We start from the raw sequence: 23,876 nt of genomic DNA, 5'->3' as shown, positions 1-23,876 counted from the left end.
TGATTCCGCACGCAACCACCGTTGATAGCCTTTTCGCCCATCAGAAGACAAAGCTGTTCTTTAAGTATTGGTGCCAAGCAAATCCAGAAGCGGTCTTCAACGCCCTGGCGTCAAACAGTCCGCTTCCAAGTCGGTACGCTTAACCTGCCCTCAAGCCGACGTCTGCATCGCCGAATTGGGTAAGTCTCGCCCTCACCCCGCCACCGCCGCAGGCCGCGCCAAGCGTGCTGCCAGCCCCACCCCCACAAACGCCGCAGACACCACGCTCAGCGCCAGCGTAGCGGCAGAGCCGAAGAAGATGCCCGAGGTCATGCCGTGGTCCAGCATGGCGCCGAACACGGGGGCGGACAGGCAAAAGCCCAGGTCCAGGCCCGAGTACACGGTGCCGTAGACACGGCCGGTGGCTCCAGGAGGGGCGGCGCGTTTGATGAGCATGTCGCGCGAGGGGCCGGCCAGGCCGGTGCCCAGGCCGGCAATGGAGGCCACTGCCAGTGCGGCGATGCCGGGCAACAGCCCTGTGCCCACCAGCGCCAGTAGCACGGCAGAGCCCAGCAGGCAGACCGAGATCACCTTCTCCAGCCGCTGCACGCGGCCCACCAGAAAGCCGCCCACCACCATGCCGCCAGCGCCACACAGCATGTAGCCGGTGACCACCATGGCCGTCAGGCTCAGGGGCAGGCCGTACATGGACTGCAGCGCGGGGCTGGCGAAGCTTTGGATGGCGCTGAGCGCGCAGGTGCTCCAGAAGAAGAACGAGAAGCACAGCCACACCGAGGGCAGCTTCAGAAAAGCCATGGGGTGCTCGGGCTTGGCGGCCTGGGCGCCAGCGCCCTTGGCCTGGTGGGCCCATTCGCCCTTGCGGTCGTCCAGCGCTTCACGGTTGATGACCATGATGGCCAGCACCAGCAGCGCGAACACGGCACCGCTCAGGCTGGCCGTGCGCCACGAGCCAGTGGCCGTGGCAATGCCCGCCATGAACACCGGCGCCAGGGCCCAGCCCAGGTTGCCGCTGATGCCGTGCACGGCAAACCCGTGGCCCAGGCGCTGGGGGGACACACGCTTGTTCAAGATGGTGAAGTCCACCGGGTGGAAGGGCGCATTGCCCAGCCCGGCCAAGGCCGCCGCAACCACCAGCCCCACATAGCCCTGAGCCGTGCCCGCCACCAGCCCTGCGGCTGCAAAGCTGGACAGCGCAAAGAACATGATGGGCCGCGCGCCGATGCGATCGACCAGGAAGCCCGACAGCGCCTGGCCCACGCCCGAGATGACGAAGAACACCGACACCAGCAGCCCCAGCTCGGAATAACTGAAACCGAACTCGGCAATGAGCCAGGGGAACAGCGGCGGCAGCAGCATGTGAAAGAAGTGCGAGCTGCCGTGGGCCAGCCCGACGAGGCCGATGGTGCGCGCGTCTTGCCGCAGCGGCACTGCGTTGGGGGAAGAGATGCCAGGAGATGCAGAAGTCATGGGGATTGATCTTAGGCAAGCCGGGCTCGGCAGGTTTACGATAGTCGGTCAATTTCTATCGCCAATATGCCAATGCCATCCATGGAAGCCATTGCAGCCCCCGCATCCGCCGCGGCATCGCCAGTGACCGCTGCCTCCACAGGGGCCCCACGCGCCCGGCGCCCGGTGGCGTATGTCGATTCGCTGACCCCGCACCTGTTTGTGCCCACGGCCCAGCGCCCGGTGCGCGCCAAGGTGCGCCAGCTGCGGGCCGACACGCGGGTGATGCCGCACAGCCACCCGTGGGCGCAGGTGGCCATCTCCACCACCGGGGTGATCCAGCTCACGGTGGACCGGGGCACCTACATCGTGCCGCCATCGCGCGCGCTGTGGATACCGCCGGGCATGGAGCATGCCGTGACGATGGTGGAAGACGCCGAAATGCGCACGCTGTACTTTCACCAACCGCGCGGGCGCTGCGGCCCAGCGGCCTTGGGCGAGCGCACTGCGCCACACGGGCAGGCTGCGTGGCGCCAGTGCCGGGTGCTGGAAGCCTCAGACCTGCTGCGCGCCGTGGTGCGTGAGATGCCCACCACCCCTGACGATGGGCCCGCGCCCGATGCCGCCACGCTGCTGCGCGAGCGCCACCTGAGCGCCCTGCTGTGCGACGAACTGGCCCGCGCAGCCCCGGTGCGGCTGGGCGTGGACCTGCCGCACGACAAGCGCCTGCGCCAACTGTGTGAGGCGGTGCTGGCCGACCCCACCCGCCACACCACACTGGAAGCCTGGGCGCAAGACACCGGCGCCAGCCTGCGTACCGTGGCGCGGCTGTTTCGCACCGAGCTGGGCAGCACCTTCACCCAGTGGCGCCAGCAGGTGATCTTGGCCAAGGCGGTGTCGCTGGCAGCGGGCCGCATGCCCATGGGCCAGATCGCGGCGGAGCTGGGCTACAGCCCCAGCGCCTTCAGCGCGATGGTGCGCAAGTCGGTGGGGCAGCCGCCGGGACAGTTTTTGGGGCAGCGGTAGCCCAGGGCAGCGCTCAAGCCGAAGGCGCTGGCAGAGGCCCTGGCGTGGCAAACAGAAAGCCCTGGCCCAGGTGGCAGCCCAGGGCGCACAGGGCGTCGGCCTGGGCCTGGGTTTCGATGCCTTCGGCCACCACGCTCAGGCCCAGCGAGCCCGCCAGCGCCACCACGGCGCGCACCACGGCGGCACTGGCACTGCCCTGGTTGGCGAGGGGGGCTGTGAGGGGGGCGACAAAGCTGCGGTCGATCTTGAGCGTGAGCAGCGGAAAACGGTGCAGGTACCCCAACGACGAATAGCCGGTGCCAAAGTCGTCCAGCGCCAGCGACATGCCGTGGCTGCGCAGCTCGTTGAGCAGGTCGCAGGTGCGCTCGGGGTCGTCGATCAGGGCGCCTTCGGTGATCTCCAGGCACAGGCGCGAGGGCGGCAGGCCCGCAGCTTTCAGCATGTCCAGCAGCTGCTGGCAAAAGTGCGGGTTGCGGAAGTGGCGTGGCGCCACGTTCAGGCCCAGGTAGCCGGTGAAGTCGGTCTGGGCGGCAATGGCCTGGCTGGCGGCGGCAAAAATCTGCCAGTCGATGGCTTCCATGCTGCCGCTGTCTTCGGCCACCTGCAAGAAGTCGGCCGGGGCCAGCAGGCCCTCGCTCGGGTGCTGCCAGCGCACCAGGGCTTCATAGCCCAGCACCTGCCCGTCCTTGAGCGACACGATGGGCTGGAAGTACGGCACAAACTGGTGCTGCTTGAGGGCTGACCACAGGGCGTTCTCGATGGTCAGCACGCGCAGGGCATCACTGTGCAGGTGCGCGTCGTACAGCTCAAACCGGCGCCGACCATTGACCTTGGCGCGGTACATGGCGGTGTCGGCATTGCGCAGCAAATCGGTGGGGGTGGCCGCGGGCTGGTCGCACATCATGATGCCGATGCTGACCGACGCAAACAGCTGCTTGCCCTCCACCACCATGGGCTCGTCCAGCACCTGCAGCATGCGGCGCGCCAGGCGCATGGCGGCTTCCAGCGTTTGGGCGTCGCTCAACAGCACGGCGAACTCGTCGCCCCCCACGCGGGCGATCATGTCCGAGTCGCCCAGCGTGGCCAGCAGGCGCCGCCCAATTTCTTGCAGCACCGCGTCGCCCGCGTGGTGGCCCATGCTTTCGTTGATGAGCTTGAAACGGTCCACGTCCACAAACATCACCGCAAAGCGGCGGTGCCCGTGGCGTTGCAGGCGTGCCTGCAGCCAGGTCAGGCGCTCCAGCAGATAGCTGCGGTTGGGCAGGCCGGTGAGCGCGTCGTGCAGCCCCTGGTGCTGCAGTTGGGCCTCAACCCGCTCGCGCACGGCGATTTGCTCTTGCAGCTCGCCCGTGCGCTCGGCCACCCGCTGCGCCAGCTCGGCATTGGCCCGCTGCAGCGATTCGGTGGTGCGCCGACGCACCAGGCTGCTGGCGATCTGGTGCGAGACAAAGCTCAGCAGCAGCCGGTCGCGGTCGGAATACGACACATCGGCCAGGTAGCTTTGCACGGCAATCACGCCCAGCGCCCGCCCATCGCACACCAGCGGCACGCCCAGCCAGGAGTTGGCACGCGGCCCGGCCGTCTGGAAGATGCCCTGGGCGATGAGTTCATCGGCCTCGGCCCGGCTCACCAGCAGCGGCTTGCGGGTGCGCAGCACGTATTCGGTCAGCCCCCGGCCCATGTGCCGGGTGATGCCTTTGCCGCCCTGCTCGTCCACGTAGTAGGGAAAGTGCAACTGCTGCCCGTCCTCCGACACCAGGGCGATGTAGCAATTGCGGGCGTTGATGAGGTCGCCCACGGTGTCATGCACGGCGCGGTAGAAATCGTCCATGCTGCCCATGTCGTTGGCGCGCTCGGCAATGCGGTAGAGGGCGGCCTGCAGCCGCTCGCCGCGCTGGCGGCGGGCCACCTCGGCCAGCAGGGCCTGGTTGGCCTGGGCCAGCTCGGCGGTGCCCGCCTGCACGGCCTGCTCCAGGGCCTGCTGGCTTTGCTTGCGCTGCACGGCGGTGAGCACGTGGCTGGCCACAAACTCCAGCAGCGCCTGCTCCTCGGGGCCGTAGCGGTCGGGCTCGTCGTAGCTTTGCACCACCAGGGCGCCGCGCACGTGGCTGCCCTCGCGCAGGGGCACGCCCAGCCAGTCCTGCGCATGGGCGCCGCGCGCCCGCAAGGGGCCGGGCACCTGCTGTGCCAGGGCCTGCATGGAGCCGCGCCGGGGCAGGCCGTCGCGCACCAGGTACCAGGTCAGGGCCTGGGCATAGTCGGCCATGGCAATGCGCTGGCCGCTTTGGTGCAGGTCGGGGGTGGCTTCGTCCACCATGTAGATGAAGTCCAGGCTGTCGCTGGCCTCGTCGTACAACGCCATGAACAGGTTGCGCGCGTACATGAGCGAGCCCACGATGGCATGCAACTGCTGCAGCATGTGGGGCATCTCCAGGTCGGAGCTGGACAGCTCGGAGATGGCAAACAGGGCGCGCTGCAGGCGCTCGGCCTGTTCGGCCCGGTGTACTGCGGCACGCAGACGCTCCAGTTCGCTGGAGGTCTCCTCAGAGTCTGGAAGCGGGAAGCGCGTGTCGTTCATGGCGGGCGGTATCCGCACATTGTTGCCCAAGCCGAGGGGGCGGATTGGCAAACGGGCCCCTGGCCGCCCCGCAACACGGCACAACGTTGCGCTGGCGCACCAGTTTTACCCGCATGGCCAGGGCTTGCAGCCCATCGCCGCAAGCCTTGCGTCAGAGTTGTAAGAAACTGTTTTTATGGCGGGCGGGATGCGCTCCTGGGTCCCGGCTCTGCTTTTCGCCTGGGCCGGGCAGCGCAGTCGGCGGGCAATGTGTCACACCTGGGGCTGGCATTCTGTGGCTGGGCTGCCCGGCCTGCGGCGGCCGTCCAGCGCCTCGGCCAGCCGGTACAGGGCGCGCACCCGCCCCGGGGCAGAGGCCCCGTGCTGCGTTGGCGTGGGCACCACCTGCAGCAGCCCGGCCGACTGCAATTGGGCGAAGGTGCGGTACACCGTGCTCAGACTCACCCGGGTGCCGCGCTCCAGCAGGCGCAGGTAGGCATCGTCCGCCCCGATGCCGAGCGCTGGCGCGGCCTGCACCACCTGCAGGATGGCGATGCGCGCCACGGTGGGCCGCTGCCCGGCCCGGCGCAGGTGTTGCAAGACGCTGTGCGACACCCGCATCACTCCGATGCCAGGGCGACCACCGGGTCCAGCGCGGCAGCGCGGCGGGCGGGCATGTAGCCAAACACCAGGCCCGTGGCCACGGCGCAAGCAAACGCCCCCGCCATGGCCGTGACCGAGAAGATGGCGGGCACACCCGCCACCATGAGGGCCGCCCCCACCAGCAGCCCCATGGCCACGCCCGAGCCCCCACCCACCAGCGTGACGAGCACCGCCTCGGTCAGGAACTGGCGCAGGATGTCGCCCTGGCGCGCACCCGTGGCCATGCGGATGCCGATTTCGCGCGTGCGTTCGCGCACAGTCATCAGCATCACGTTCATCACGCCAATGCCGCCCACCACCAGCGAGACGGCAGCGATGAGCCCCAGCATCAGCGTCATGGCGTTGCGCGTCTGCGCCTCGGCCTGCAGCTTGGCGGCGGGGTTGCCAATGGCAAAGTCCTCGCGCCCGTGGCGCTGCAGCAGCAAGGCGCGCATGGCCTGCTCGGCCGCCTGCACCTGGGCCACCGACGCGGCGGCCACCACGGTGTAGTCGGGCTGGGTCTGGGCACGGTACACGCGGGCGCGGCCGGCCTGGTAGGGGATGAACACCATGTCGTCGTAGTTCTGCGCGCCCGAATCGGCGCCGCGCTCGGCCATCACGCCAATCACCTCGAACGGCGCGTTGCCGATGAGCAGGTGGCGGCCCAGCGGGCTGGGCGTGTCGGGGAAGAACTGCTCGCCGGCCTTGTGCCCCAGCACCACCAGCGGGGCCATGTCGCGGTCTTCAGCGGCGGTGTAATAGCGGCCTTGGGCCACCTGCCAGTGGTGCACGCGGGGCATGTCTTCGCTGGCGGCAAACACGTACAGCTGGCGCTCCACGTTGGCATAGCGCACGGGCGTGGGGTCGCCAATGACGGGCATGACGGTGCCGATGTCGGGCAGCTGCGCCAGCGCCTCCAGGTCTTGCGCGGTGATCTCGCCCTGCGGCCCGCCCTCGCGCGGGTGGGTGGTGCCCAGGTACATGATGGTGGTGCCCATGGCGCCCATCTGCTCCACCACGCGCTGCTTGGCGCCCTCGCCCACCGCCATCATCACAATGACCGAAGCCACCCCGAGGACGATGCCCAGCAGCGTGAGCGCCGTGCGCGTGCGGTGGATGCGCATGCCGCGCCAGGCGCCTCGGGCGGCCTCGGCCAGCTCGGCCCACAGCGCGCCTGCCCTGGCGGATTCACTATTATTTTTATAGCTGCTAGCGCTTATTCCTTGGGCGCTAGAGGCCAATTTGGCTTCAAACCCCAGCACTGGGCCCGCCGCACCGCTGTCGGCCACGATCTGCCCGTCGCGGATCTCGATGACGCGTCGCGCCTGCGCGGCCACCTCGCGGTCGTGGGTGATGAGCACGATGGTGTGGCCTGCGTCGGCCAGCTCGTGCAGCAGCGCCATCACCTCGGCACCGCTGTGGGTGTCCAGCGCGCCCGTGGGCTCGTCGGCCAGGATGATGCGCCCGCCGTTCATCAGCGCCCGCGCAATCGACACGCGCTGCTGCTGCCCGCCCGAGAGCTGCGTGGGCCGCAGGTGCTGCTTGCCCGCCAGGCCCAGGCGGCTGAGCAGCGCACTGGCGCGCTCGGCCCGCTCGCTGCGCGGCAGGCCGGCGTACACGGCGGGCACCTCCACGTTTTCGCGGGCGGATTCAGAGCGGATGAGGTGGTAGCCCTGGAAGACAAAGCCAAACGCCTCGCGTCGCAGCCAGGCCAGTGCGTCGGGGCCCAGGCCCGCCACGTCTTGCCCCTGGAAGAGGTACTGCCCGCTGCTGGGCCGGTCCAGGCAGCCCAGCAGGTTCATGAGCGTGGACTTGCCCGAGCCTGACGCCCCCACGATGGCCACGAACTCGCCCGCGTGGATGCGCAGCGACACGCCGCGCAGCACCTCCACCTCGGGCTGCTCGCCCCCGCCGTAGCGGCGGCGCACGCTGCGCAGCTCGATCAGCGGGGCCGCGCTGTGGATGGCATCCACGGGCCCACTCACAGCTTGAACCTTTGCGGCCCGCTGCGCGCGGGGCGCTCGCCCGTCACCAGCCGCTCGCCCTCTTGCAGGCCACTGCGCACCTCGGCCAGGTGGCGGTTCTTCACGGCCACCTGCACAGGGCGGGTTTCGATCTGCCCATCAGCGCGCAGCACGCGGGCACTGTGCGTGGGGCCGTCGGCTGTGGGCAATGCCCCAGCGGACGAGGCCTGTGCTGGCAAGGGCTGCAACGCGGCCAGCGGCACGGCCAGCACGCCCTGCGCCTGGGCGGTGATGAAGCTGGTCTGCGCGGTCATCTGCGGCATCAGCTCGCCGTCGGCGTTGTCCACGTCAAACAGCACGGTGTATGACACCGCCTTGCTCGCCGCCGCCTGCGCGCCCGCGCCGCCAGCGGCCTTGGCCTCGGGCGTGGGCGGCGCGGGCAGCAGCTGGCGCACGCGGCTGTGCCAGCGCCGGGCCGTGGCATCGGTCTGGCCACCCAGGGTGGTGAAGTACACCGGCATGCCCACCTTCAGGCGGCGGATGTCGGCCTCCGACACCTCGGTCCACACCGTCATGGTGGTCAGGTCGGCAATGCGCAGGATGTTGGGCGTCTGGTAGGTGGCGTTCAGCGTCTGCCCCTCGCGCGCCTCCAGCGCCACCACCGTGCCCGCCATGGGCGCGTAAATGCGGGTGTAGCCCAGCCGCGCCTCGTCGGCCTTCAGGCTGGCCTGGGTCTGCTCGATCTGCGCCTTGAGGTGGTCGATGCGCGCGGCGGCCGATGCCAGCGTGGCCTCGGCCCCCTGCAGGTCGTTGAGCGTGGTGGCGCCCAGCGGCTGCAGCGCCTGCTGGCGGGCGTGCTGGCGCTGGGCCAGCAGGTGCTGGGCTTGCTGCTCGGCCAGCTGGGCTCGCAGCCCGGCCAGCGCGGCGCGGGCGCCATCCACCGTGGCCTGCTGCACGCTGGGGTCAATCTCCACCAGCAGCTGGCCTTTCTTCACCTCGGCCCCGGGCTGCACCAGCAGGCGCAGCACCTGGCCCGACACCTGCGCGCCCACGTCCACGTAGCGCTGCGGCTGCAGCGTGCCAATGGCGGCCACGCTGGCTTCGATGTCGGCACGCGCCACGGGGGTGGTGTCGTACAGCACATCGGGCTGCTTCACCCACCACGCAGCGGCGCTGCCCAGCACGGCGGCTGCGGCCAGCCCCAGCGCGGTGCGGCGCACCCAGGGTCTGCTCGGTAAGCCCATGCCCATCAGCGCACCACCTCAAAGCTGAGCGTGGCGGTGTGGCGCACCTCCTCGTACTTGGTGCCGTCCACCATGGCCGAGCCGTTGATGCGGGCCGAGACCTCCAGCACGTACAGGCCTGCAAACGGTGTCTCCAGCTGCACGGTGCCATCGGCCGCCGGGGTGAGCGTGCGGCTCCAGCCCGCGCTGGTGTCCACGTTCACGCGCGTGGCGGCCACGGTCTGGCCCTTCCACACCAGCTTGAAGGTGTTGCCACCGGGGGTGGTGGGCACCAGCTCCAGCTCGTTATGGGCCTTGGTGTCCTGGCGGCCCAGCTTGGCCTGGTAGTAGGTGAGCACGCCATTGGCACTGGCGTGGCGCGCTTGCAGGCGCAGGTCGGGCAGCGCCACACCCACGCGGCCCTGGGGGCGTGGCACACGGATGGAGGCGGCCTGCACCGTGGCCTCCAGCGGCTGCGCATCGCCTTGCAGGGCGCGCACGGCTTGCAGCGGCGGCAGGCTGGGGGCGGGCTGCGCCACCGTGCCTGCCAGGGCTTGCGCGCCATCGGCATGGGGTTGCAGCCACAGGGCATCGGCCTGGGCGGCCAAGGGTGTCAGGCACACCCAGCCTGTCAGGCACCAAGCCGCTCGCGCGGCCACGGCGCGGGTGATCCAGTGGGTCATGGCAGTCAAGCTCCTGCGCGCCATCAGAACCGCACGTCCACACCCAGGCGCAGGTTGCGCGGGGCGCCGTAGTACGAGTTGCCGGTGGTGGCGTAGTAGCTCTTGTCGAACGCGTTGTAGAGGTTGGCGCTGAGCGTGACGCTGGAGGTGACGGCGTAGCGCACCATCAGGTCCACCACCGCGTAGGCGGGCTGGGTGTTGCGCACCTTGAGTGGGCCTTGGTCCTCCGCATAAATTGCGCTTTGCCAGCGCAGACCACCGCCCACCGTCAGGCCCTTGCCCACGCCTGCAATGCGGTAGCTGGTGAACAGCTTGGCCGTGGTTTGCGGCACGTTGGTCAACAGCCGATTGCGCAACCGGTCGTGCGTGATGTTGCGGGCCACGCTGGCGGCCAGTTGCCAGCCGGGGCGCAGCGCGCCCGAGGCCTCCACCTCCACCCCGCGCGTGCTGGTGCCCGACACCGCTTCGTAAGCCTGCGAGCCATCGGGCGCAAACGCGTTGGGAATGGCCACGGCCAGATTGTCCTGCCGCGCCTTGTACACCGAGGCCCCCAGATTCAGCTTGTCGCCCCAGAACGCGCCCTTGGCCCCCAGCTCAAAGCTGTCGCCCGTTTGCGGGTCGAGGTAGGCACCGCTCACGGTGCGGTTGCTTTGCGGCTTGAAGATGCTGGTGTAGTTGGCATAGGCCGACCAGTGCGCGCCCAGGTCCACCACCAGCCCCAGGTAGGGCGTGACCTCGCCCGACTCGGACCGGTCGGTGATGTCCACGCTGCCGGTGCTGTAGGTGAGGTCGATCTTGTAGCGGCTCCAGTCCGTCACGCGCGCCCCGGCCAGCACGGCCACGCCGTCCATGGGCTTGAGGCGGGTGGTGGCAAAGGCGCTGTTCATACGCTCGTCCGATTGGTAGTGGCCCACGCTGGGGTTGTAGGGCGCAGCGGGGCTGTTGCCGTCCCATGTGTAGATGTTGGGCACCGCGCTGCTCCAGTTGTCGTGCCACCAATTGGTGTACGTGGGGTCGCTGAAGGTGGTGCGGCTCATCTGCGCGCCCAGGGCCAGGTCGTGCGTGCGGCCCAGCAGCGTGTAGGTGCCGGTGGCCTGCACGTCCAGGCTGTCTTGGGTGGGCTTGGCCGTCCAGCGGCCCGCCCAGATGGTGACGCCTGCACCCGTGGCCCGGTCGGGGTTGCCGCCGCTGGCGTAGCCCACCAGTTCGTCGTAGTGGCTTTGCGTGCGGCTGGCCGTGGCGCGCAGTTGCCAGTCGCCCGCCAGGCGGTGCTCCAGCGTGGCAAACACGCTGTTGTTGTGCCGCTCGGAATATGCCCAGCTGGGCGCGGCCGAGGCCGAACGGCTCCACTGCGCGCGCGTGCCATCGGCGTAGTAGGCGGGCAGCCCTCCGCGCGCGTGGCCCGTGGCATCGTGGTTTTGCAGCGATGCACCCGCGCGCAGCAACGTGCCCGGTGCCAGGTCGGCCTCCAGCACGCCGTACAGCAGCTGCTTGCGCTCGTTCAGCCGGTCGATGTACGAGTCGTTGTCTTGCGCCGCTGCCACCAGCCGCCCGCGCAGCGTGCCTGCCTCGTTCAGCGGACCGCCCACATCGGCCTCCAGGCGGCGCAGGTTCCACGAGCCCGCCTCGGCCTTCACCTGGGCCTGAAAGTCTTGCGTGGGCCGCTTGCGGATCAGGTTGATGGCGGCCCCCGGCGTGCCCAGCCCGTTCATCAGGCCCGAGGCACCGCGCACCACTTCCACCCGGTCGAACATGGCCATGTCGTTGGTCTGGAAGATGGAGCTGTAGTTGGAGTCAAGCTGGCGCACGCCGTCCACCATGTAGGTGTCCACCTCAAAGCCGCGCGAGTAGATGGGCGATGAGTCCGACCCCGCGTTGCCTGCCTGGCTCACCACCAGCCCGGCCGTCTGCGCAGCCACATCGGCCAGCTGGGTCAGGCCCTGGTCTTCCATGCGCTGGCGCGTGATGACGCTGACGGACTGCGGCGTCTCGCGCAGGCTCAAGCCCAGCGGCGTGGCCGTGCCCGATTGGGCGGTGGTGTACGAGCCGGTGTGCTCCGTCAGCGGCCCCCGCTCGGCCTGCGCCTGCACGCGCACCTCAGCCAGCGCAATGCCAGCGCTGGCTGCGCCTGCTGCCCCGGCGGCCGGGTCGCGCTGCACCGTGACCAGGCTGCCCTCGATCACCGCCACCAGCCCGGTGCCTGCCAGCAACCGGTCCAGCGCCTGCCGCGCCGTGATCGTGCCCTGCACCGCAGGCGCCTGGCGGCCCTGCACCAGCGCAGGCTGCACCACCAATTCCAGCCGCGCCTGACGGGCCAGGTCGTTCAAGGCCTGGGCCAGAGGCTGCGCCGCAATCTGCACCGGCAGGGCTGCTGTGGTGGCGGCGTTGGACGCGGGTGCTGGATTAGGCGCAGGGGTCTGGGCCTGCGCAGCCAAAGCATTCAGGGCCAAACAGGCCGCCAGGGCCAGGGGTGCAGGGCGGGGGCAAAGGCTGCGCATGGACGGAAATTCCCTCGGGTGTGAGTGCATGGTGAACATTGCGAACAAGAAGTGTTCTCATGTAGACGCGGCACTTTGCGAGCCCCCTAGGTCGGTGGGGAAAAATTTTTCAGGCGGGGATTTCTGCGCAGTTGCCCCCTGCTTCTGAGGGCCTGTTTGACATCCCTCGGGATGGCTCAGCTGGCTCAAGGCACCTGGGGCAAGGCCAAAGCTCGGAGCAAGGAATGGGTTGTGGCGACAGATGAAAGCGGACGTTCAACGATCGAGGTCAGTCGATGGCCCGTGGGGGCCGGTCCGCTGGACCGGATTGATGCGCCGCCGACGCGAAAAATAGACTGACCCGCCAAGAACCAATAAAGCGAGGAAGCCGTTGCCGACAACAGAACCTATAGAGCGATTGGAAAAGGATGGTTGAAAGAGGGCCACCTGAACCGTGCTGGAAAGCGACCTGGCCCCGGGGGGTTGCCACGTTTTGGGGCTGTCGCCATGGCCTGCGATGAACGCCAGCATGAGTGCGGAAACAAGGATGGCACCAGCACTGCTAGCCATTGCAACGCGGGCGGCGGCATAAGACTTGCGAAGGCAAGCAACCAAGAAAACCAGTAGAAGCAAACCAGAGGGGCTAATCACGGCCTGAAGTAGCTTGATGCCGGGCTGATAGGTATTGGACAAAGAGGCTGTTGCAGCCTGGAAATACAGAGCCAAGGCGTACAGCATGAGAACAGGCGCGGCTTGGACGGCAACCAAGCCAACGGCTGAACGGTGCGGAAAATTAAGCGGCATAACGTCCGCGCTCAGTGGGCGGCGTAGCGATCCGCTGCAACAAAAAGTTGCGCAACGACGCTGCCAACTCGAAAACGGCTGGCAAATTACTCACGAGGAAGCTCGCGAATCTCGACCGTACCACCGGCTTCAAACAGAGGATTGCCGGTCAAGAACTGCTTCGCATCCTCGGCACTTTCGGCACGGACGCGAATGAAACCAGTCAATTCACTGGACGAAATCGTGACAGTTCCCGACTTGCTCACGCGAATACCAGAGCCAATAGAACTGCCACCATCGAAGCGACCGCTCTGGCGCAAGGCGTTGATGTAGCGCCCCCACAGTTCCTGGTTTTCGGCCATATCCGCGTCAGCGGGATCGTTCAACATGAAGAGGATGTAGTCATTCATAACGAGGGGTGTTCATCGTAAAAGAGGCTCGCACTCCGACTACCGGGCTGCTCCCGAGCGATGGACTGGCCTCTCGCTGCGCAACGTAAGGTTTCCCGAAAAACCTGCGGCATAAATTGGGGTGGTACGGAATATTCTGGACACGGACTACTCCTGAAAGGAGCTTGCAGCCTAAGTTTGCAGGAGATGGTCTGTTCAAAAATCTAGGTATAAAAATTCCGCGAAACCCGACACGCTTCAACTCAACAAACTATATGGGCGGAGAGCGGGATTGCCAAAAGCACGTTTGGGACTGTGGGCCAATGGGCAGCAATTCCATGGCAGCCTCCGGGTGGTGGCTCTCAAAGCGGCTCCGGGCACGAAGCGGATCGTCCACAGTTTCTGAGACATTCACCGCCCCACGCCCGCCACCTCTGCTGCTTCGATGCACGTGGCCTCCTTCCCCCCCCTGACCCTCACCACAAGCCACTGCCCGCACCGGCAGCACGCGCGGCAGCGCACGCACAAAGTTGTCGAGGTGGCGCGGGTCGAACGTGCCCGTCAGGCGCAGCGCGCCCAGTTGCGGGTCTTGCAGCGTGATGCCGGTGGGGCCGTAGCGGCCCAGCTCGGCCAGGGCCTGCACCAGTGGGGTGTCGTCAAAGCTCACGCGGTGGGCGCGCCAGGGGGCGATGCCTGAGGGCGGCACGGCCACCACGGGGCCCAGGGTGCCTGTGGCATCCGTCACCACCTGCTGCCCGGCGGTCAGCAGCACCGGCGCTGCACCAGGTGCGGCCACCTGCACCCGGCCCTCTTCCACCGCCACGTGCACGCCGTCGTAGCCCGCCATGCCGGGGGTGTAGCGCACCGCAAACCGGGTGCCCACCACGGTGATGCGCACCGGCCCGGCCAGCACATCAAAGGGGCGTGCTGCATCGCCTTGCACCTGGAACATGGCCTGCCCCTGCGCCAGGCGCACCTCGCGCCGCTGGGCGTACAGCGACACGTCCAGTTGCGTGTCGGTGTCCAGCCGCAGCAGGCTGCCGTCAGGCAACTGCACCTGGGTTTGCTGCCCCTGGGGCGCAGCAAAGGCCTGGGCAAACTGCGGCGGGCTTTGCCAGGGCGACCAGCCCACCACTTCCATCACGCCAAACACGGTGCCCAAGACCAGCGCTGCTGCGACGGCACCTTGCGCCCAGCGAGTGGATGCCGCGCCCAGCCATTGGGGGAAGGCTTGCGCGCCCGTGCGCAAACCGCCCAAGAGGCGTTGATGAGCTTGGTGACGTGGCGGGCTGACATGGCGGCTGGCCTCGGCCGCCATGTCGTGCGCCAGTTGGTCGCGCAGGTGCTGCACGGCCGGGGCGCCCAACTGGTCCAGCGCCTGCCAGTCGGCCTGCCAGGCGGCGTAGGCCTGCTGGTGGGCGGGGCTTTGGGCTTGCCAGTGGTCTAGCGCATGCTGCTCTTGCGCGCTCAGCCCGTGCTGGCTGCGCACCCACCAGCGCAGTGCCTGCTCTGGCAGCGGCAGGTGTACGTGGGTGTCGTCTTCAGAGAAGTCCATGGGGGTCGGGCTCAGGCGGAGTGATCGGGTTGGGGAGCGCAGGGAGCGTTGGTGGCTTGGGGGCCTTCTTGGGTGAAGACGCACCGGGGGCGACCGCCCCCAAGGTGCGCCCCTGCTCCAGCGCCTCGCGGCACTGGCGGCAGGCCAGCATGGCGCGCTGGATGTGCTGCTCCACCATCTTGCGCGAGATGCCCATGTGCGCGGCCACCTCGGCCTGTGGCAGGCCGTCGAACTTGTGCAGGATGAAGGCCTCCCGGCAACGCAGCGGCAGCGCATCGATGGTGGCCAGCAGCGCCGACATGCCCTGGGCCGAGGCGGCCTGGGCCTCGGGGCCCAGCGCAGCGGGCGCGGGCAGGTCGGCCACATCGGGCACGGGCCCGTCACCCTGCGCGCCATAGGCCACATCGCCTGCTGCGTGCGACGCGCGCACGGCCTGGCGGCGGTGCTGGTCGATGAGCAGGTTGCGCGCAGTGCGGTACAGCAGGGCCCGGGGCTGCTCCACCACCTGGCCCGATTGCTCCAGCGCCAGCACACGGGTGTAGGCCTCGTGCACCAGGTCCGAAGCCCGGTCACGGCTGCGCACCGCACGCGCAAAGTAGTTCAGCAGTTCTTGGTAGTAGTGGGCAAGCACGGGCACACAGCCTGTCGGTGGGGCCCTGGCGCGCACGGGTGCGCCTGATGGGCATGGACGGCTGGGGGCGTGGCGTGGGCTGGCCCGTGGCTGGGAAGGAGCGGGATTGTAAAACCTGCCGGGTGCTGCAGGGCCGGTGGCCCGCGCCGCCGGGCATGAAGGCGGGGCCAAGCGGGAAGGCACCATTTCAAGCAAAATACCCCTCCAGCGCTTGCAATACAAGCGCAAGCAGCTATATTTTTAATAGCAAAATGTTTGCTACGCAAGGATGGACCCATGACTGCACGCACCCTGCACAGCTACGAGCCCCGCAAGGGCCATGGCCTGCCGCACGACCCGTTCAACGCCATCGTGGGGCCGCGCCCGATTGGCTGGATTTCGACCCGCAGTGCACAGGGCGCGCTGAACCTGGCGCCCTACAGCTTTTTCAACGCTTTCAACTACGTGCCGCCCATCGTGGGCTTTGCCAGCATCGGCGCCAAGGACACGCTGCGCAACGTGCAGGAGACGGGCGAGTTTGTGTGGAACCTGGCCACGCGCGACCTGGCCAAGGCCATGAACCAGACCTGCGCCGCCGTGGCGCCTGAGGTGAGCGAATTTGCGCTGGCCGGCCTCACCCCCCTGCCCAGCACCCAGGTGCAGCCGCCCCGCGTGGCCGAAAGCCCGGTGACGATGGAGTGCCGCTGCACCCAAACCCTGCAACTGCAGAGCGCCGATGGCGTGCAGGTGCCCACCTGGCTGGTGCTGGGCGAGGTGGTGGCGGTGCACATCGACACCGCGCTGCTCAAGGATGGCGTGTACGACACCGCCAGCGCGGGCCACATCCTGCGCGCAGGGGGCCCGGCAGACTACTTCACGGTGGGGCCAGAACAGTTGTTCAAGATGTACCGGCCGCGCTGATTCAAGGCCGTGCCGCTTCCCAGCTACGTGCTGGCAGAGGCATCACCCGATGTGTCCACGGGCACATACAGGCTGTTTTTCATGGTGTCGATCACCACGTGGGTGGTCATGCGGGTGATCTGGGGGATGTCGCTCATCAGGCGGGCCGCCAAGGTGTCGTAGGCTTTCACATCGCGCGCCACGATGACCATCATGATGTCAAAAGTGCCCGTGACGTAGTACACCTGCTGCACGCCCGGCTCACCCTGAGACCAGCTGCGAATGCGCGGCAGCGCTTCGTAGTTGTCCTTGACCTCCAGCCCGGCCAGGAAACTCATCACCCCGCCCACAGCCTGCGGGTTGACCACGGCCACCTCGGCGCTGATGACCTTGTCGGAGCGCATGCGCCGCAAGCGGCGCTGCACAGCCGAGGCCGACAGGCCCACCTCCTGGGCAATGACCTCAGCGTTCATCTGGCAGTCGCGCTGCACCAGGGCCAGAATTTTGCGGTCGAAGAGGTCAAGGCTTGCATCCATGCGCGGCATTTTAGGGATTCGGCCTCTTTGCACTTGGACACTTGCAATATCCCCGTGTGGACTGAGCCCGGCGACAAGCTCAGCGTGAACGGTTCAAGTGGCTTACCCCCATCCACAGGCGGGGGCTTGCCAATCCGCCTTCAGGCGCCAGCGCCCCGGTTCTGCACCAACCCCATCGCTAAGCGGCCCTCTCCCACCGACCAATCGGAATAATCGTTCTCGTGCATGAAGATGAAGACATCGGCCGGGTTCACGCCCGCTGCACTTTGCAGGTTGCAGGCAATTGCCTCATAGAGCGCACGCTTCATGGCATCGCTGCGCCCCCGGCGCAGCGTGATCTCGACCACCACCACCTCCTCGGACCGAACCACCCCGTTAAAGGTGCGGCTGCAGGCAAAGTCACCCGGCTGGTAGCTGGCCACCATGTTGAACAACTCGTCCGCCGGCATGCCAATGCTGCTGACCAAGGCGTCGTGGATGGCTTGGACGATGCACTGGCGGGCTTGCGCCGACAGGTGATGGGGAACGTTGGTACGGATGAAGGGCATGACATATCCTTTTTATGTTCGTTTTACTCAAATAGAAGCCGCAACAAAGCAGGCTGGCAGTCGCTACGATGCAACGCTTTCTTTTGCTATTTTGAAAAACTGCCTGCCCCTTGAAAAGCGATGATTGCGCACACCCTATGTGCATTGAGATCAATTAAATGAGCTACCGCCTTCCCCCCTTGGGCGCCTTGCGCGCATTCGAAGCGGCCGCACGCCTGGGCCGCATGAACGCGGCGGCGCACGAGCTGTGCGTGACACCCGGCGCCGTCAGCAGACAGGTGCGCCAACTGGAGGAGCACCTGGGCATCACCCTCTTCGACGGCACCAAGGCCCGGCCCACCCTGACCCCGGCCGCACGGGTGCTGCAGCCCGTGCTGAGCAATGCCTTTCGACAGATGGCCGATGCCGTGCGCGAAGTCAGCGACCCCAGCCGGGGCCCGCTGGATGTGGCTTGTTTGAGCACCCTGACCGTGAAATGGCTGCTGCCACGCCTGTTCGACTTTCAGGCGCGCTACCCTGACATCGATGTGCGCCTGCGCACCAGCGAAGCCGATGCTGACAACACGCCCCAGCGCAGCGACCTGGCCATCACAGTGCAGGCCACACCGCCCCGCAGCGAGGACACCGGCCTGCTGCACCTATTCCCAGAGCACCTGGGGCCCGTGCTGAGCCCGCACCTGGCCCAGCGAAGCACTGCACCGCAGCAGATGCCCGACGATCTGCGCTCACCCGCGTGGCAAACCCTGCTGCTGCGCACCCGTACCCGGCGCAACGCATGGGCCATGTGGTGGGCTGCAGCCCATGCAGATCAGCCCATGCTGCCAGAGGCCCAAGGCAGTGCAGGGCCTGAATTTGAGCACTACTACTTCACCCTGGAGGCTGCTGTGCGCGGCCTGGGCATCGCCATCGCGCCCTGGCATTTGGTGATGGACGACGTACAGGCGGGCAGGCTGGTGGCCCCCTGGGGCTTCGTGGCATCGGGCTACCACTATGTGCTGCGGCGCAGGGCCACCCAGCCCCTGGCGCCCCGGCTGGACACTTTTTGCACTTGGCTGCGCGAGCAGGCGCAGGCCAACACACCGCCCCCACAACCGCCCCGACCCACTGGCACCCCATGATCCAAAGCGGCGTTAGGCACCCACACCCTGCCGCCAAACCGCACAGACATTTCAAAGCGCGCACAAAAACAGCGCAGCAGCCACCCAATTTGCAGCCCTGCCGCAAGTTTGTTGGCAATACTCATGTCCTTTTGCGTTCGCAAGGCACAGCCGCAGGGCAACCAGGGGTTTGAGGCCCGCGATGCACATGAACCAACCACCAACCCATCTGGAGCAGGATGATGTTCAAACGCGAGGCCCTGAAGTGGCTGGCAACGGGCGCCTTGGCAGGCAGCATGGCAATGGCAGGCGTGGCAAACGCCCAGCCCGCATCCCCGGCAACGCAGGATGTGGTGCGCATCGGCACCCTGTCGGACTATGCCCCCTTTGAATACAAGGACGCCAGCGGCCAGCTCAAGGGCATGGAGATCGAACTGGCCCACGCCATGTGCAAGCACATGCAGGCGCGCTGCGAGTTCGTGACCATGGACTTCGACGCCCTCATCCCCGCCCTGCGCGCCAAGAAGATTGACGCAGTGCTGGCACAGATGTCCATCACCGATGAGCGCAAGAAAGCGGTGGACTTCACCGACCTGTTCACCCTGGCACCCGTGCAGTGGGTGGCCAAGACCGGCTCGGGCATCACCGACAACCCAGAGACCCTGCGCGGCAAGACCGTGGGCATCTATAGCGGCAGCAACCACGAGACCTACCTGAAAAAGCGCCTGCCCACCGCCAAGTCGGGCATCCGCGTCAAAACCTATCCCTCGCAAGACCCCATCTGGCTGGACATGGAAGCAGGCCGTGTGCAGGCAACCCTGACCGACACCACCGTGGCACACGACTGGCTGGCCAAGACCGGTAAGGCCAAGGGCTTTGAGCTGGTGGGCAAGCCGATTGACGACGTGGCCATGTTCGGCGAAGGCACCGGGATTGCCGTGCGCAAGGGCGACCCACTGCGCACACGCTTCAACGTCGCCATCAAGCAGGTGCTGACCGACGGCACTTTTGCCGCAGAGAACAAGAAGGTTTTCCCATTCAGCATCGCCCCCGCCGTCAAGTGACAGGCGCACGGCGCGACGGCCCGGCACTGTGCCGGGCCGTTTTGCTTTTTGCAGAGAACCCATGGCGTTATTGACAGGCCCCTTGACCGACTACGCACTGCCACTGTTGCAGGGCGTGTGGGTCACGCTGCAGCTGGCCTTTGCCTCGCTGGGGCTGGGACTGCTGCTGGGGCTGGCCCTCGCGGCCTGCCGCCTGAGCATGCGCCCTTGGCTGCGGCGCAGCGTGGGCCTGGCCACGGCCTTGCTGCGCGGCGTGCCCGAATTTGTGATCGTGCTGGTGTGCTACTTCGGACTGTCCAACCTCATCAACAACCACCTGGACGGGGCCATCGAGATCAGCCCGTTTGGTGCGGGGGTTTTTGCCCTGTCGGTGGTCTTTGCGGCCTACGCCAGTGAAGTGTTTCGCGGGGCTTTTGCGGCCGTGCCAGCGGGCCAGATTCTGGCTGCCCAGGCCTTGGGCATGCGGCCTGCGCAGGTCTTCTGGGTGGTGCGCCTGCCGCAGGCCTGGCGCATTGCGCTGCCCAGCCTGGGCAACCTGTGGCAATCGCTGCTCAAGGACACTTCGCTCGTGTCCGTGGTGGGGCTGGAAGATCTGCTCAAGAAAGCCCAGATGGGTGCCCAGTTCACCCAGCAGCCCTTTGTGTTCTACCTCGCTGTGGCAGCGGCGTATCTGGCCTTGCTGGCGTTGTCGCACCCCGTGCAGGCGACGCTGGAGCGCTGGGCCCAGAGGGGCTATGCGCCCCACCTGCGAGGGGGCACAGCATGAGCGCCGATAGCTTGGCCTCGTCCACCTTCTCCCATTGGCTCGCTAGCCTGCCCGCAGACTGGCAGGAGACGTGGGAATCGGTACAGGCTGCGTGGGACCCGATGCTGGACGGCTTGCGCGTGACCGCAGGCCTGCTGGCGGGCTCCGCACTGCTAGGCACCGCCTTGGCCCTGGTGCTGGCCGTAGCCACTGCCATGGGGCCCCGGCCTATCGCTGCAGCGGCACGGCTGTATGGGGCACTGGTGCGCGGCACGCCCCTGCTGGTGCAACTGTTTCTGGCGTACTTTGGCCTTGGCCAGTTTGAGGCGGTGCGGCAGTCCTCCCTTTGGTGGTTGCTGGAAGACGCGACCTGGTGTGGGCTGGCCGTGCTGTCGCTGAACCTGGCGGCCTACATGGCACAGGACCTGCGCGCGGGCCTGCTGGCCGTGCCGCTGGGCGAGCGTCAGGCCGCCATGGCCCTGGGCTTCACCCCCTGGCAGGGCATGCGCTGCATCGTGCTGCCACGGGCCTTGCGCATTGCCCTGCCCGCGCTGGGCAACCAGGCCATCGCCCAACTCAAGGCCACGGCGCTGGTCAGCACCATCACCGTGCTGGACCTTACTGGCGCGGCGCGGCAGCTCTCGGTGGCCTCGTACACCACCGATGCGCTGCTGGTGGCCGGGGCCCTCTATGCCACCCTCACCTTGGGCATCGTGGCTTGCGTGCGCTGGCTGGAGCGGCGCTTTACACACCGCAGCCTGGAGAAGTAAGCCCCTTCAAAAGGCACTTGCGCGCCCACCGCAGGGCTGCCGCGCCTCCCCTGCGGCGAATGCCGGATTTGTGCATTTGCACGCTTTAAAAGCGGCCACCCAGCACTGGGCCTGTCGTACCTTTGCCGGGCTTGCCTGCGGCGGTGCGTTGCCCCCGCAGCCCCCTTTTTCCTTTGCAGACCTCGCTCACCATGACTTTTACGCCCACCGCCAATCCCTTGCAAACCCTGCTGGACAAGCAAGGCCTGTTCGTTCTCGACGGTGCGCTGGCCACCGAGCTGGAGCGCCGTGGAGCGGACCTGAAAGACCCACTGTGGTCTGCCAAGCTGCTGATCGAGCAGCCCGAGCTGATCCGCCAGGTGCACCTGGACTACTTCCTCGCCGGGGCCGATGTGGCCACAACCTCCAGCTACCAGGCCACGTTCGAGGCCTTTGGCCAGCGTGGCTATTCCGTAGAAGAGTCGGCGGACCTGATGCGGCGCTCGATCACCCTGGCCTGCGAGGCCCGTGATGCCTTTTGGGCTGACACCGCCAACCGCCAGGGCCGCCACAAGCCGCTGGTGGCTGCGTCGGTGGGGCCATACGGCGCCATGCTGGCCAATGGCTCTGAATACACCGGCTACCAAGGCGTCAGCCGCGACGACCTGGCGCGCTTTCATGCCCCGCGCTTGCGGGTGCTGGCCTGCGCTGGTGCCGATTTGCTGGCCTGCGAGACCCTGCCCTGCCTGGACGAAGCCCTGGCCATTGCCAGCCTGCTGCCCACGCTGGACGACGGGCACGGCAGTGCGCCCGGCGCGTGGATCAGCTTCTCGTGTAAGGACGGCGAGCACAACAGCCAGGGCGAGCGCATGGCCGACTGCGCCGCCGCGCTGGACGGGCTGCCCCAGGTGTGGGCCGTGGGTGTGAACTGCACCGCCCCGCAACACATCCCCTCGCTGGTGGCGCACATCCACAGCCACACACGCACCCCGATCGTGGTGTACCCCAACTCGGGCGAAACCTACGACGCAGTGGACAAAGAGTGGCGCGGCAGCAAACCACCCGCCGCCCACGCAACTCCTTGCGATGCCTTTGCCGAAGCCGCGATGCGCTGGCACGCGCAAGGCGCGCGCCTGATTGGTGGATGCTGCCGTACCAGCCCGCAGGACATTGCAGCCCTCCAGCGCAGAGCTTTGGCCCAAGGCGTGTTACGCAACGATACAGCACCTTGATTTGCATCAACTGCGCAAATCCAGGGTCTACCTAACATGAAACTTACCAAGGAGTAAATTTCATGCAACTGCTCACACGCGACGATTTCCGGATCAAGGCTTCTCACTTCAACATCACGCGCGCAGAAAACCTGCTGCGCATAGCCTGCGGCGCGTTCATGTTTCCGCATGCACTGAGCAAGTTTGCAGCGTTTGGCGTGCTGTCTGCGGGCACCATCGGGTTCTTTGGCAAGGCGGGGTTTCAGCCGCCCGAGCTCTGGGCCTGGCTGGCAGCGTTCACCGAGGCCGCTTGCGGCATCGCCCTGGTGCTGGGGCTGTGCACCCGCTACGCCGCCCTGGGCGCAGCCAGTGCACTGGCGATTGCGGTGTATGCGCTGCACACCGTCAAGGGCTTTGGCTGGCTGTGGAACACCGGCGGGTACGAGTACCCCATCTTCTGGGGCCTGGCCTGCGTGGCCGTGGCGTTGTGGGAGTTCCGCCGGGTGCATGGCCAACCCGGCCCACAGTAATACGGTCGTGCGCTTCCAATGTCCTTGGGCCAATCAAGGACCGACGGGAAAAGGTTGCCGCGCTTGCATTCGGCAAGGCCTGTGCCCATGCAGGCCGTGCCGCTAGGATGGATGGCTGATACAGGCCATTGCACTGGCCACGGCCCCGCGCCCGCCAGCGCGCCACCTTTCCCATCCATTGCTGCCATGACCGCTTCTACCGAAACCACCCGTGCCCTGGCCCCCCAGGGCGTTCTGCGCGCCTCCATCAACCTGGGCAACCCCATCCTGGCGGGCGTGGACGCGCAAGGCGCACCCAAGGGCGTGTCCATCGATCTGGCCCGCGCATTTGCCCAGCGCCTGGGTGTGGGGCTGGAGCTGGTGGTGTTTGACGCCGCAGGCAAGTCGGTCGAGGCCGTGCGCGGCGAGCAGGCCGACATCGGCTTCTTCGCCATCGACCCGCTGCGCGGCGAAGGCATTGCGTTCACCGCGCCGTATGTGCTGATCGAAGGCAGCTACCTGGTGCGGGCCGATTCACCCCTGCAGACCAACGACGAAGTGGACCAGAGCGGCCGCACCGTGACGGTGGGCAAGGGCAGCGCGTATGACCTGTTCCTGAGCCGCGAACTGAAGCACGCCACCATCGAGCGCGCCCCCACCTCGCCCGCCGTGGTCGACACCTTCCTCACCCACGGCCACGATGTGGCGGCGGGCGTGAAGCAGCAGCTGGAAGCCGACGCCCAGCGCTTGGGCGGCCTGCGCCTGTTGCCCGGGCGCTTCATGGTCATCCAGCAAGCCATGGGCACGCCCAAGGGCCGGGGCGCGGCTGCACAGGCAGCGCTGGCCCAGTTTGTCGAAGACATGAAGGCCAGCGGCTTTGTGGCCGAAGCCCTGGCGCGCCATGGCATCCAGGGCGCCTCGGTGGCGCCAGCGCAAGCCCAATCAAACTGAGGGCTCACCTCAGCCCGCCTCATGCAGCGCCACATCGTCAACAACGGCGGGCGCAATCCCGTACCACGGACACCAGCCCTGGACGAGGCGCCCCCGCCGTCGCAGATTGCCTTCACGCACTTTGGGTCAGCTGCAGGGCCATAGCTGTGGGTACCCGACGAAGACAGACACACGCCGGAATGCTGGCACGTGGATGCCACCACAGGCATGT

At 67.3% G+C, this 23,876-nt stretch carries 23 protein-coding genes; 10 read left to right on the top strand and 13 right to left on the bottom strand.

The features are described 5' to 3' along the window. Positions 1 to 192 precede the first annotated feature (192 nt). Complete coding sequence (locus CLU88_RS15475) at positions 193 to 1,467, bottom strand: MFS transporter (RefSeq protein ID WP_199173462.1); 1,275 nt, start codon at positions 1,465 to 1,467, stop codon at positions 193 to 195. 81 nt (positions 1,468 to 1,548) lie between these two features. Between CLU88_RS15475 and CLU88_RS15470 the strand changes: the two genes are divergently transcribed. After that, entirely contained in the window at positions 1,549 to 2,472 is a 924-nt protein-coding gene (locus CLU88_RS15470; RefSeq protein WP_233205492.1) for a helix-turn-helix domain-containing protein, read from the top strand. Positions 2,473 to 2,485: 13 nt separating this feature from the next. Here CLU88_RS15470 and CLU88_RS15465 read toward each other — a convergent pair whose 3' ends face one another. The 10 genes from CLU88_RS15465 to CLU88_RS23300 all read right to left on the bottom strand — a co-directional run bounded on the left by CLU88_RS15465 (position 2,486) and on the right by CLU88_RS23300 (position 15,376). After that, positions 2,486 to 5,050 carry an EAL domain-containing protein gene (locus tag CLU88_RS15465; protein WP_099657352.1) on the bottom strand — a complete coding sequence of 855 codons (2,565 nt, stop codon included), beginning with the start codon at positions 5,048 to 5,050 and terminating at the stop codon, positions 2,486 to 2,488. 252 nt (positions 5,051 to 5,302) lie between these two features. Continuing rightward, complete coding sequence (locus CLU88_RS15460; protein ID WP_158235609.1) at positions 5,303 to 5,644, bottom strand: transcriptional repressor; 342 nt, start codon at positions 5,642 to 5,644, stop codon at positions 5,303 to 5,305. A 5-nt stretch (positions 5,645 to 5,649) separates the two neighbouring features. Next, positions 5,650 to 7,644 (bottom strand): MacB family efflux pump subunit, encoded by a 1,995-nt coding sequence (locus tag CLU88_RS15455; protein WP_099657350.1) that lies wholly within the window; start codon positions 7,642 to 7,644, stop codon positions 5,650 to 5,652. A gap of 8 nt (positions 7,645 to 7,652) precedes the next feature. Continuing rightward, complete coding sequence (locus CLU88_RS15450) at positions 7,653 to 8,879, bottom strand: efflux RND transporter periplasmic adaptor subunit (protein ID WP_099658924.1); 1,227 nt, start codon at positions 8,877 to 8,879, stop codon at positions 7,653 to 7,655. A 5-nt stretch (positions 8,880 to 8,884) separates the two neighbouring features. After that, the gene (locus tag CLU88_RS15445; protein ID WP_099657349.1) at positions 8,885 to 9,541 is read right to left on the bottom strand and encodes a hypothetical protein; all 657 of its coding nucleotides are present in this window, start codon (positions 9,539 to 9,541) and stop codon (positions 8,885 to 8,887) included. 23 nt (positions 9,542 to 9,564) lie between these two features. Further along, positions 9,565 to 12,069, bottom strand: coding sequence for a TonB-dependent receptor (locus CLU88_RS15440; RefSeq protein WP_233205490.1), 2,505 nt, complete (start codon positions 12,067 to 12,069; stop codon positions 9,565 to 9,567). Between the two features lie 225 nt (positions 12,070 to 12,294). Then, a complete protein-coding gene (locus CLU88_RS15435; RefSeq protein WP_143226019.1) occupies positions 12,295 to 12,756 on the bottom strand; it encodes a hypothetical protein in 462 nt (153 codons plus the stop codon). Positions 12,757 to 12,908: 152 nt separating this feature from the next. Next, positions 12,909 to 13,211: a YciI family protein gene (locus CLU88_RS15430; protein WP_099657346.1), complete on the bottom strand. Its 303-nt coding sequence runs from the start codon at positions 13,209 to 13,211 to the stop codon at positions 12,909 to 12,911. Positions 13,212 to 13,461: 250 nt separating this feature from the next. Then, the gene (locus CLU88_RS15425; protein WP_099657345.1) at positions 13,462 to 14,745 is read right to left on the bottom strand and encodes a FecR domain-containing protein; all 1,284 of its coding nucleotides are present in this window, start codon (positions 14,743 to 14,745) and stop codon (positions 13,462 to 13,464) included. Beyond that, positions 14,732 to 15,376 (bottom strand): sigma-70 family RNA polymerase sigma factor, encoded by a 645-nt coding sequence (locus CLU88_RS23300; RefSeq protein WP_143226018.1) that lies wholly within the window; start codon positions 15,374 to 15,376, stop codon positions 14,732 to 14,734. Before CLU88_RS23300 ends, CLU88_RS15425 begins: the two co-directional genes overlap by 14 nt. Positions 15,377 to 15,652: 276 nt before the next feature. On the opposite strand from CLU88_RS23300, the gene CLU88_RS15415 reads away from it, so the two are divergent. Continuing rightward, positions 15,653 to 16,276 carry a flavin reductase family protein gene (locus CLU88_RS15415; RefSeq protein WP_099657343.1) on the top strand — a complete coding sequence of 208 codons (624 nt, stop codon included), beginning with the start codon at positions 15,653 to 15,655 and terminating at the stop codon, positions 16,274 to 16,276. Positions 16,277 to 16,299: 23 nt separating this feature from the next. Here CLU88_RS15415 and CLU88_RS15410 read toward each other — a convergent pair whose 3' ends face one another. Together CLU88_RS15410 and CLU88_RS15405 are read right to left on the bottom strand one after the other, a co-directional pair. Then, positions 16,300 to 16,791, bottom strand: coding sequence for an Lrp/AsnC family transcriptional regulator (locus tag CLU88_RS15410; protein ID WP_099658923.1), 492 nt, complete (start codon positions 16,789 to 16,791; stop codon positions 16,300 to 16,302). Positions 16,792 to 16,931: 140 nt separating this feature from the next. Then, positions 16,932 to 17,339 carry a tautomerase family protein gene (locus CLU88_RS15405; RefSeq protein WP_099657342.1) on the bottom strand — a complete coding sequence of 136 codons (408 nt, stop codon included), beginning with the start codon at positions 17,337 to 17,339 and terminating at the stop codon, positions 16,932 to 16,934. Between CLU88_RS15405 and CLU88_RS23405 the strand changes: the two genes are divergently transcribed. From CLU88_RS23405 to CLU88_RS15370, 8 genes are all read left to right on the top strand, one after another. Beyond that, positions 17,338 to 17,463 (top strand): hypothetical protein, encoded by a 126-nt coding sequence (locus CLU88_RS23405; protein ID WP_255410664.1) that lies wholly within the window; start codon positions 17,338 to 17,340, stop codon positions 17,461 to 17,463. The genes CLU88_RS15405 and CLU88_RS23405 overlap by 2 nt on opposite strands. A gap of 34 nt (positions 17,464 to 17,497) precedes the next feature. Then, on the top strand, positions 17,498 to 18,457 hold the full coding sequence (locus CLU88_RS15400) for a LysR substrate-binding domain-containing protein (RefSeq protein ID WP_099657341.1): 960 nt from the start codon (positions 17,498 to 17,500) through the stop codon (positions 18,455 to 18,457). Between the two features lie 221 nt (positions 18,458 to 18,678). Then, positions 18,679 to 19,500 carry a transporter substrate-binding domain-containing protein gene (locus CLU88_RS15395; RefSeq protein WP_233205489.1) on the top strand — a complete coding sequence of 274 codons (822 nt, stop codon included), beginning with the start codon at positions 18,679 to 18,681 and terminating at the stop codon, positions 19,498 to 19,500. Between the two features lie 61 nt (positions 19,501 to 19,561). Then, positions 19,562 to 20,266 (top strand): ABC transporter permease subunit, encoded by a 705-nt coding sequence (locus CLU88_RS15390; RefSeq protein WP_099657340.1) that lies wholly within the window; start codon positions 19,562 to 19,564, stop codon positions 20,264 to 20,266. Then, complete coding sequence (locus tag CLU88_RS15385) at positions 20,263 to 21,015, top strand: ABC transporter permease (RefSeq protein ID WP_233205488.1); 753 nt, start codon at positions 20,263 to 20,265, stop codon at positions 21,013 to 21,015. The genes CLU88_RS15390 and CLU88_RS15385 overlap by 4 nt, the downstream gene beginning before the upstream one ends. Positions 21,016 to 21,206: 191 nt before the next feature. Further along, a complete protein-coding gene (mmuM, locus tag CLU88_RS15380; RefSeq protein ID WP_099658920.1) occupies positions 21,207 to 22,226 on the top strand; it encodes a homocysteine S-methyltransferase in 1,020 nt (339 codons plus the stop codon). A 62-nt stretch (positions 22,227 to 22,288) separates the two neighbouring features. Beyond that, positions 22,289 to 22,735 carry a DoxX family protein gene (locus CLU88_RS15375; protein ID WP_099657339.1) on the top strand — a complete coding sequence of 149 codons (447 nt, stop codon included), beginning with the start codon at positions 22,289 to 22,291 and terminating at the stop codon, positions 22,733 to 22,735. Positions 22,736 to 22,921: 186 nt separating this feature from the next. Next, the gene (locus CLU88_RS15370) at positions 22,922 to 23,665 is read left to right on the top strand and encodes an ABC transporter substrate-binding protein (protein ID WP_099657338.1); all 744 of its coding nucleotides are present in this window, start codon (positions 22,922 to 22,924) and stop codon (positions 23,663 to 23,665) included. The last annotated feature ends 211 nt before the right edge of the window (positions 23,666 to 23,876 follow it).

Source organism: Acidovorax sp. 56, assembly GCF_002749705.1.
GTDB lineage: Bacteria > Pseudomonadota > Gammaproteobacteria > Burkholderiales > Burkholderiaceae_C > Acidovorax.
The sequence above is the reverse complement of the archived record's forward strand: the minus strand, read 5'-3'. Positions and strand labels throughout refer to the sequence as shown.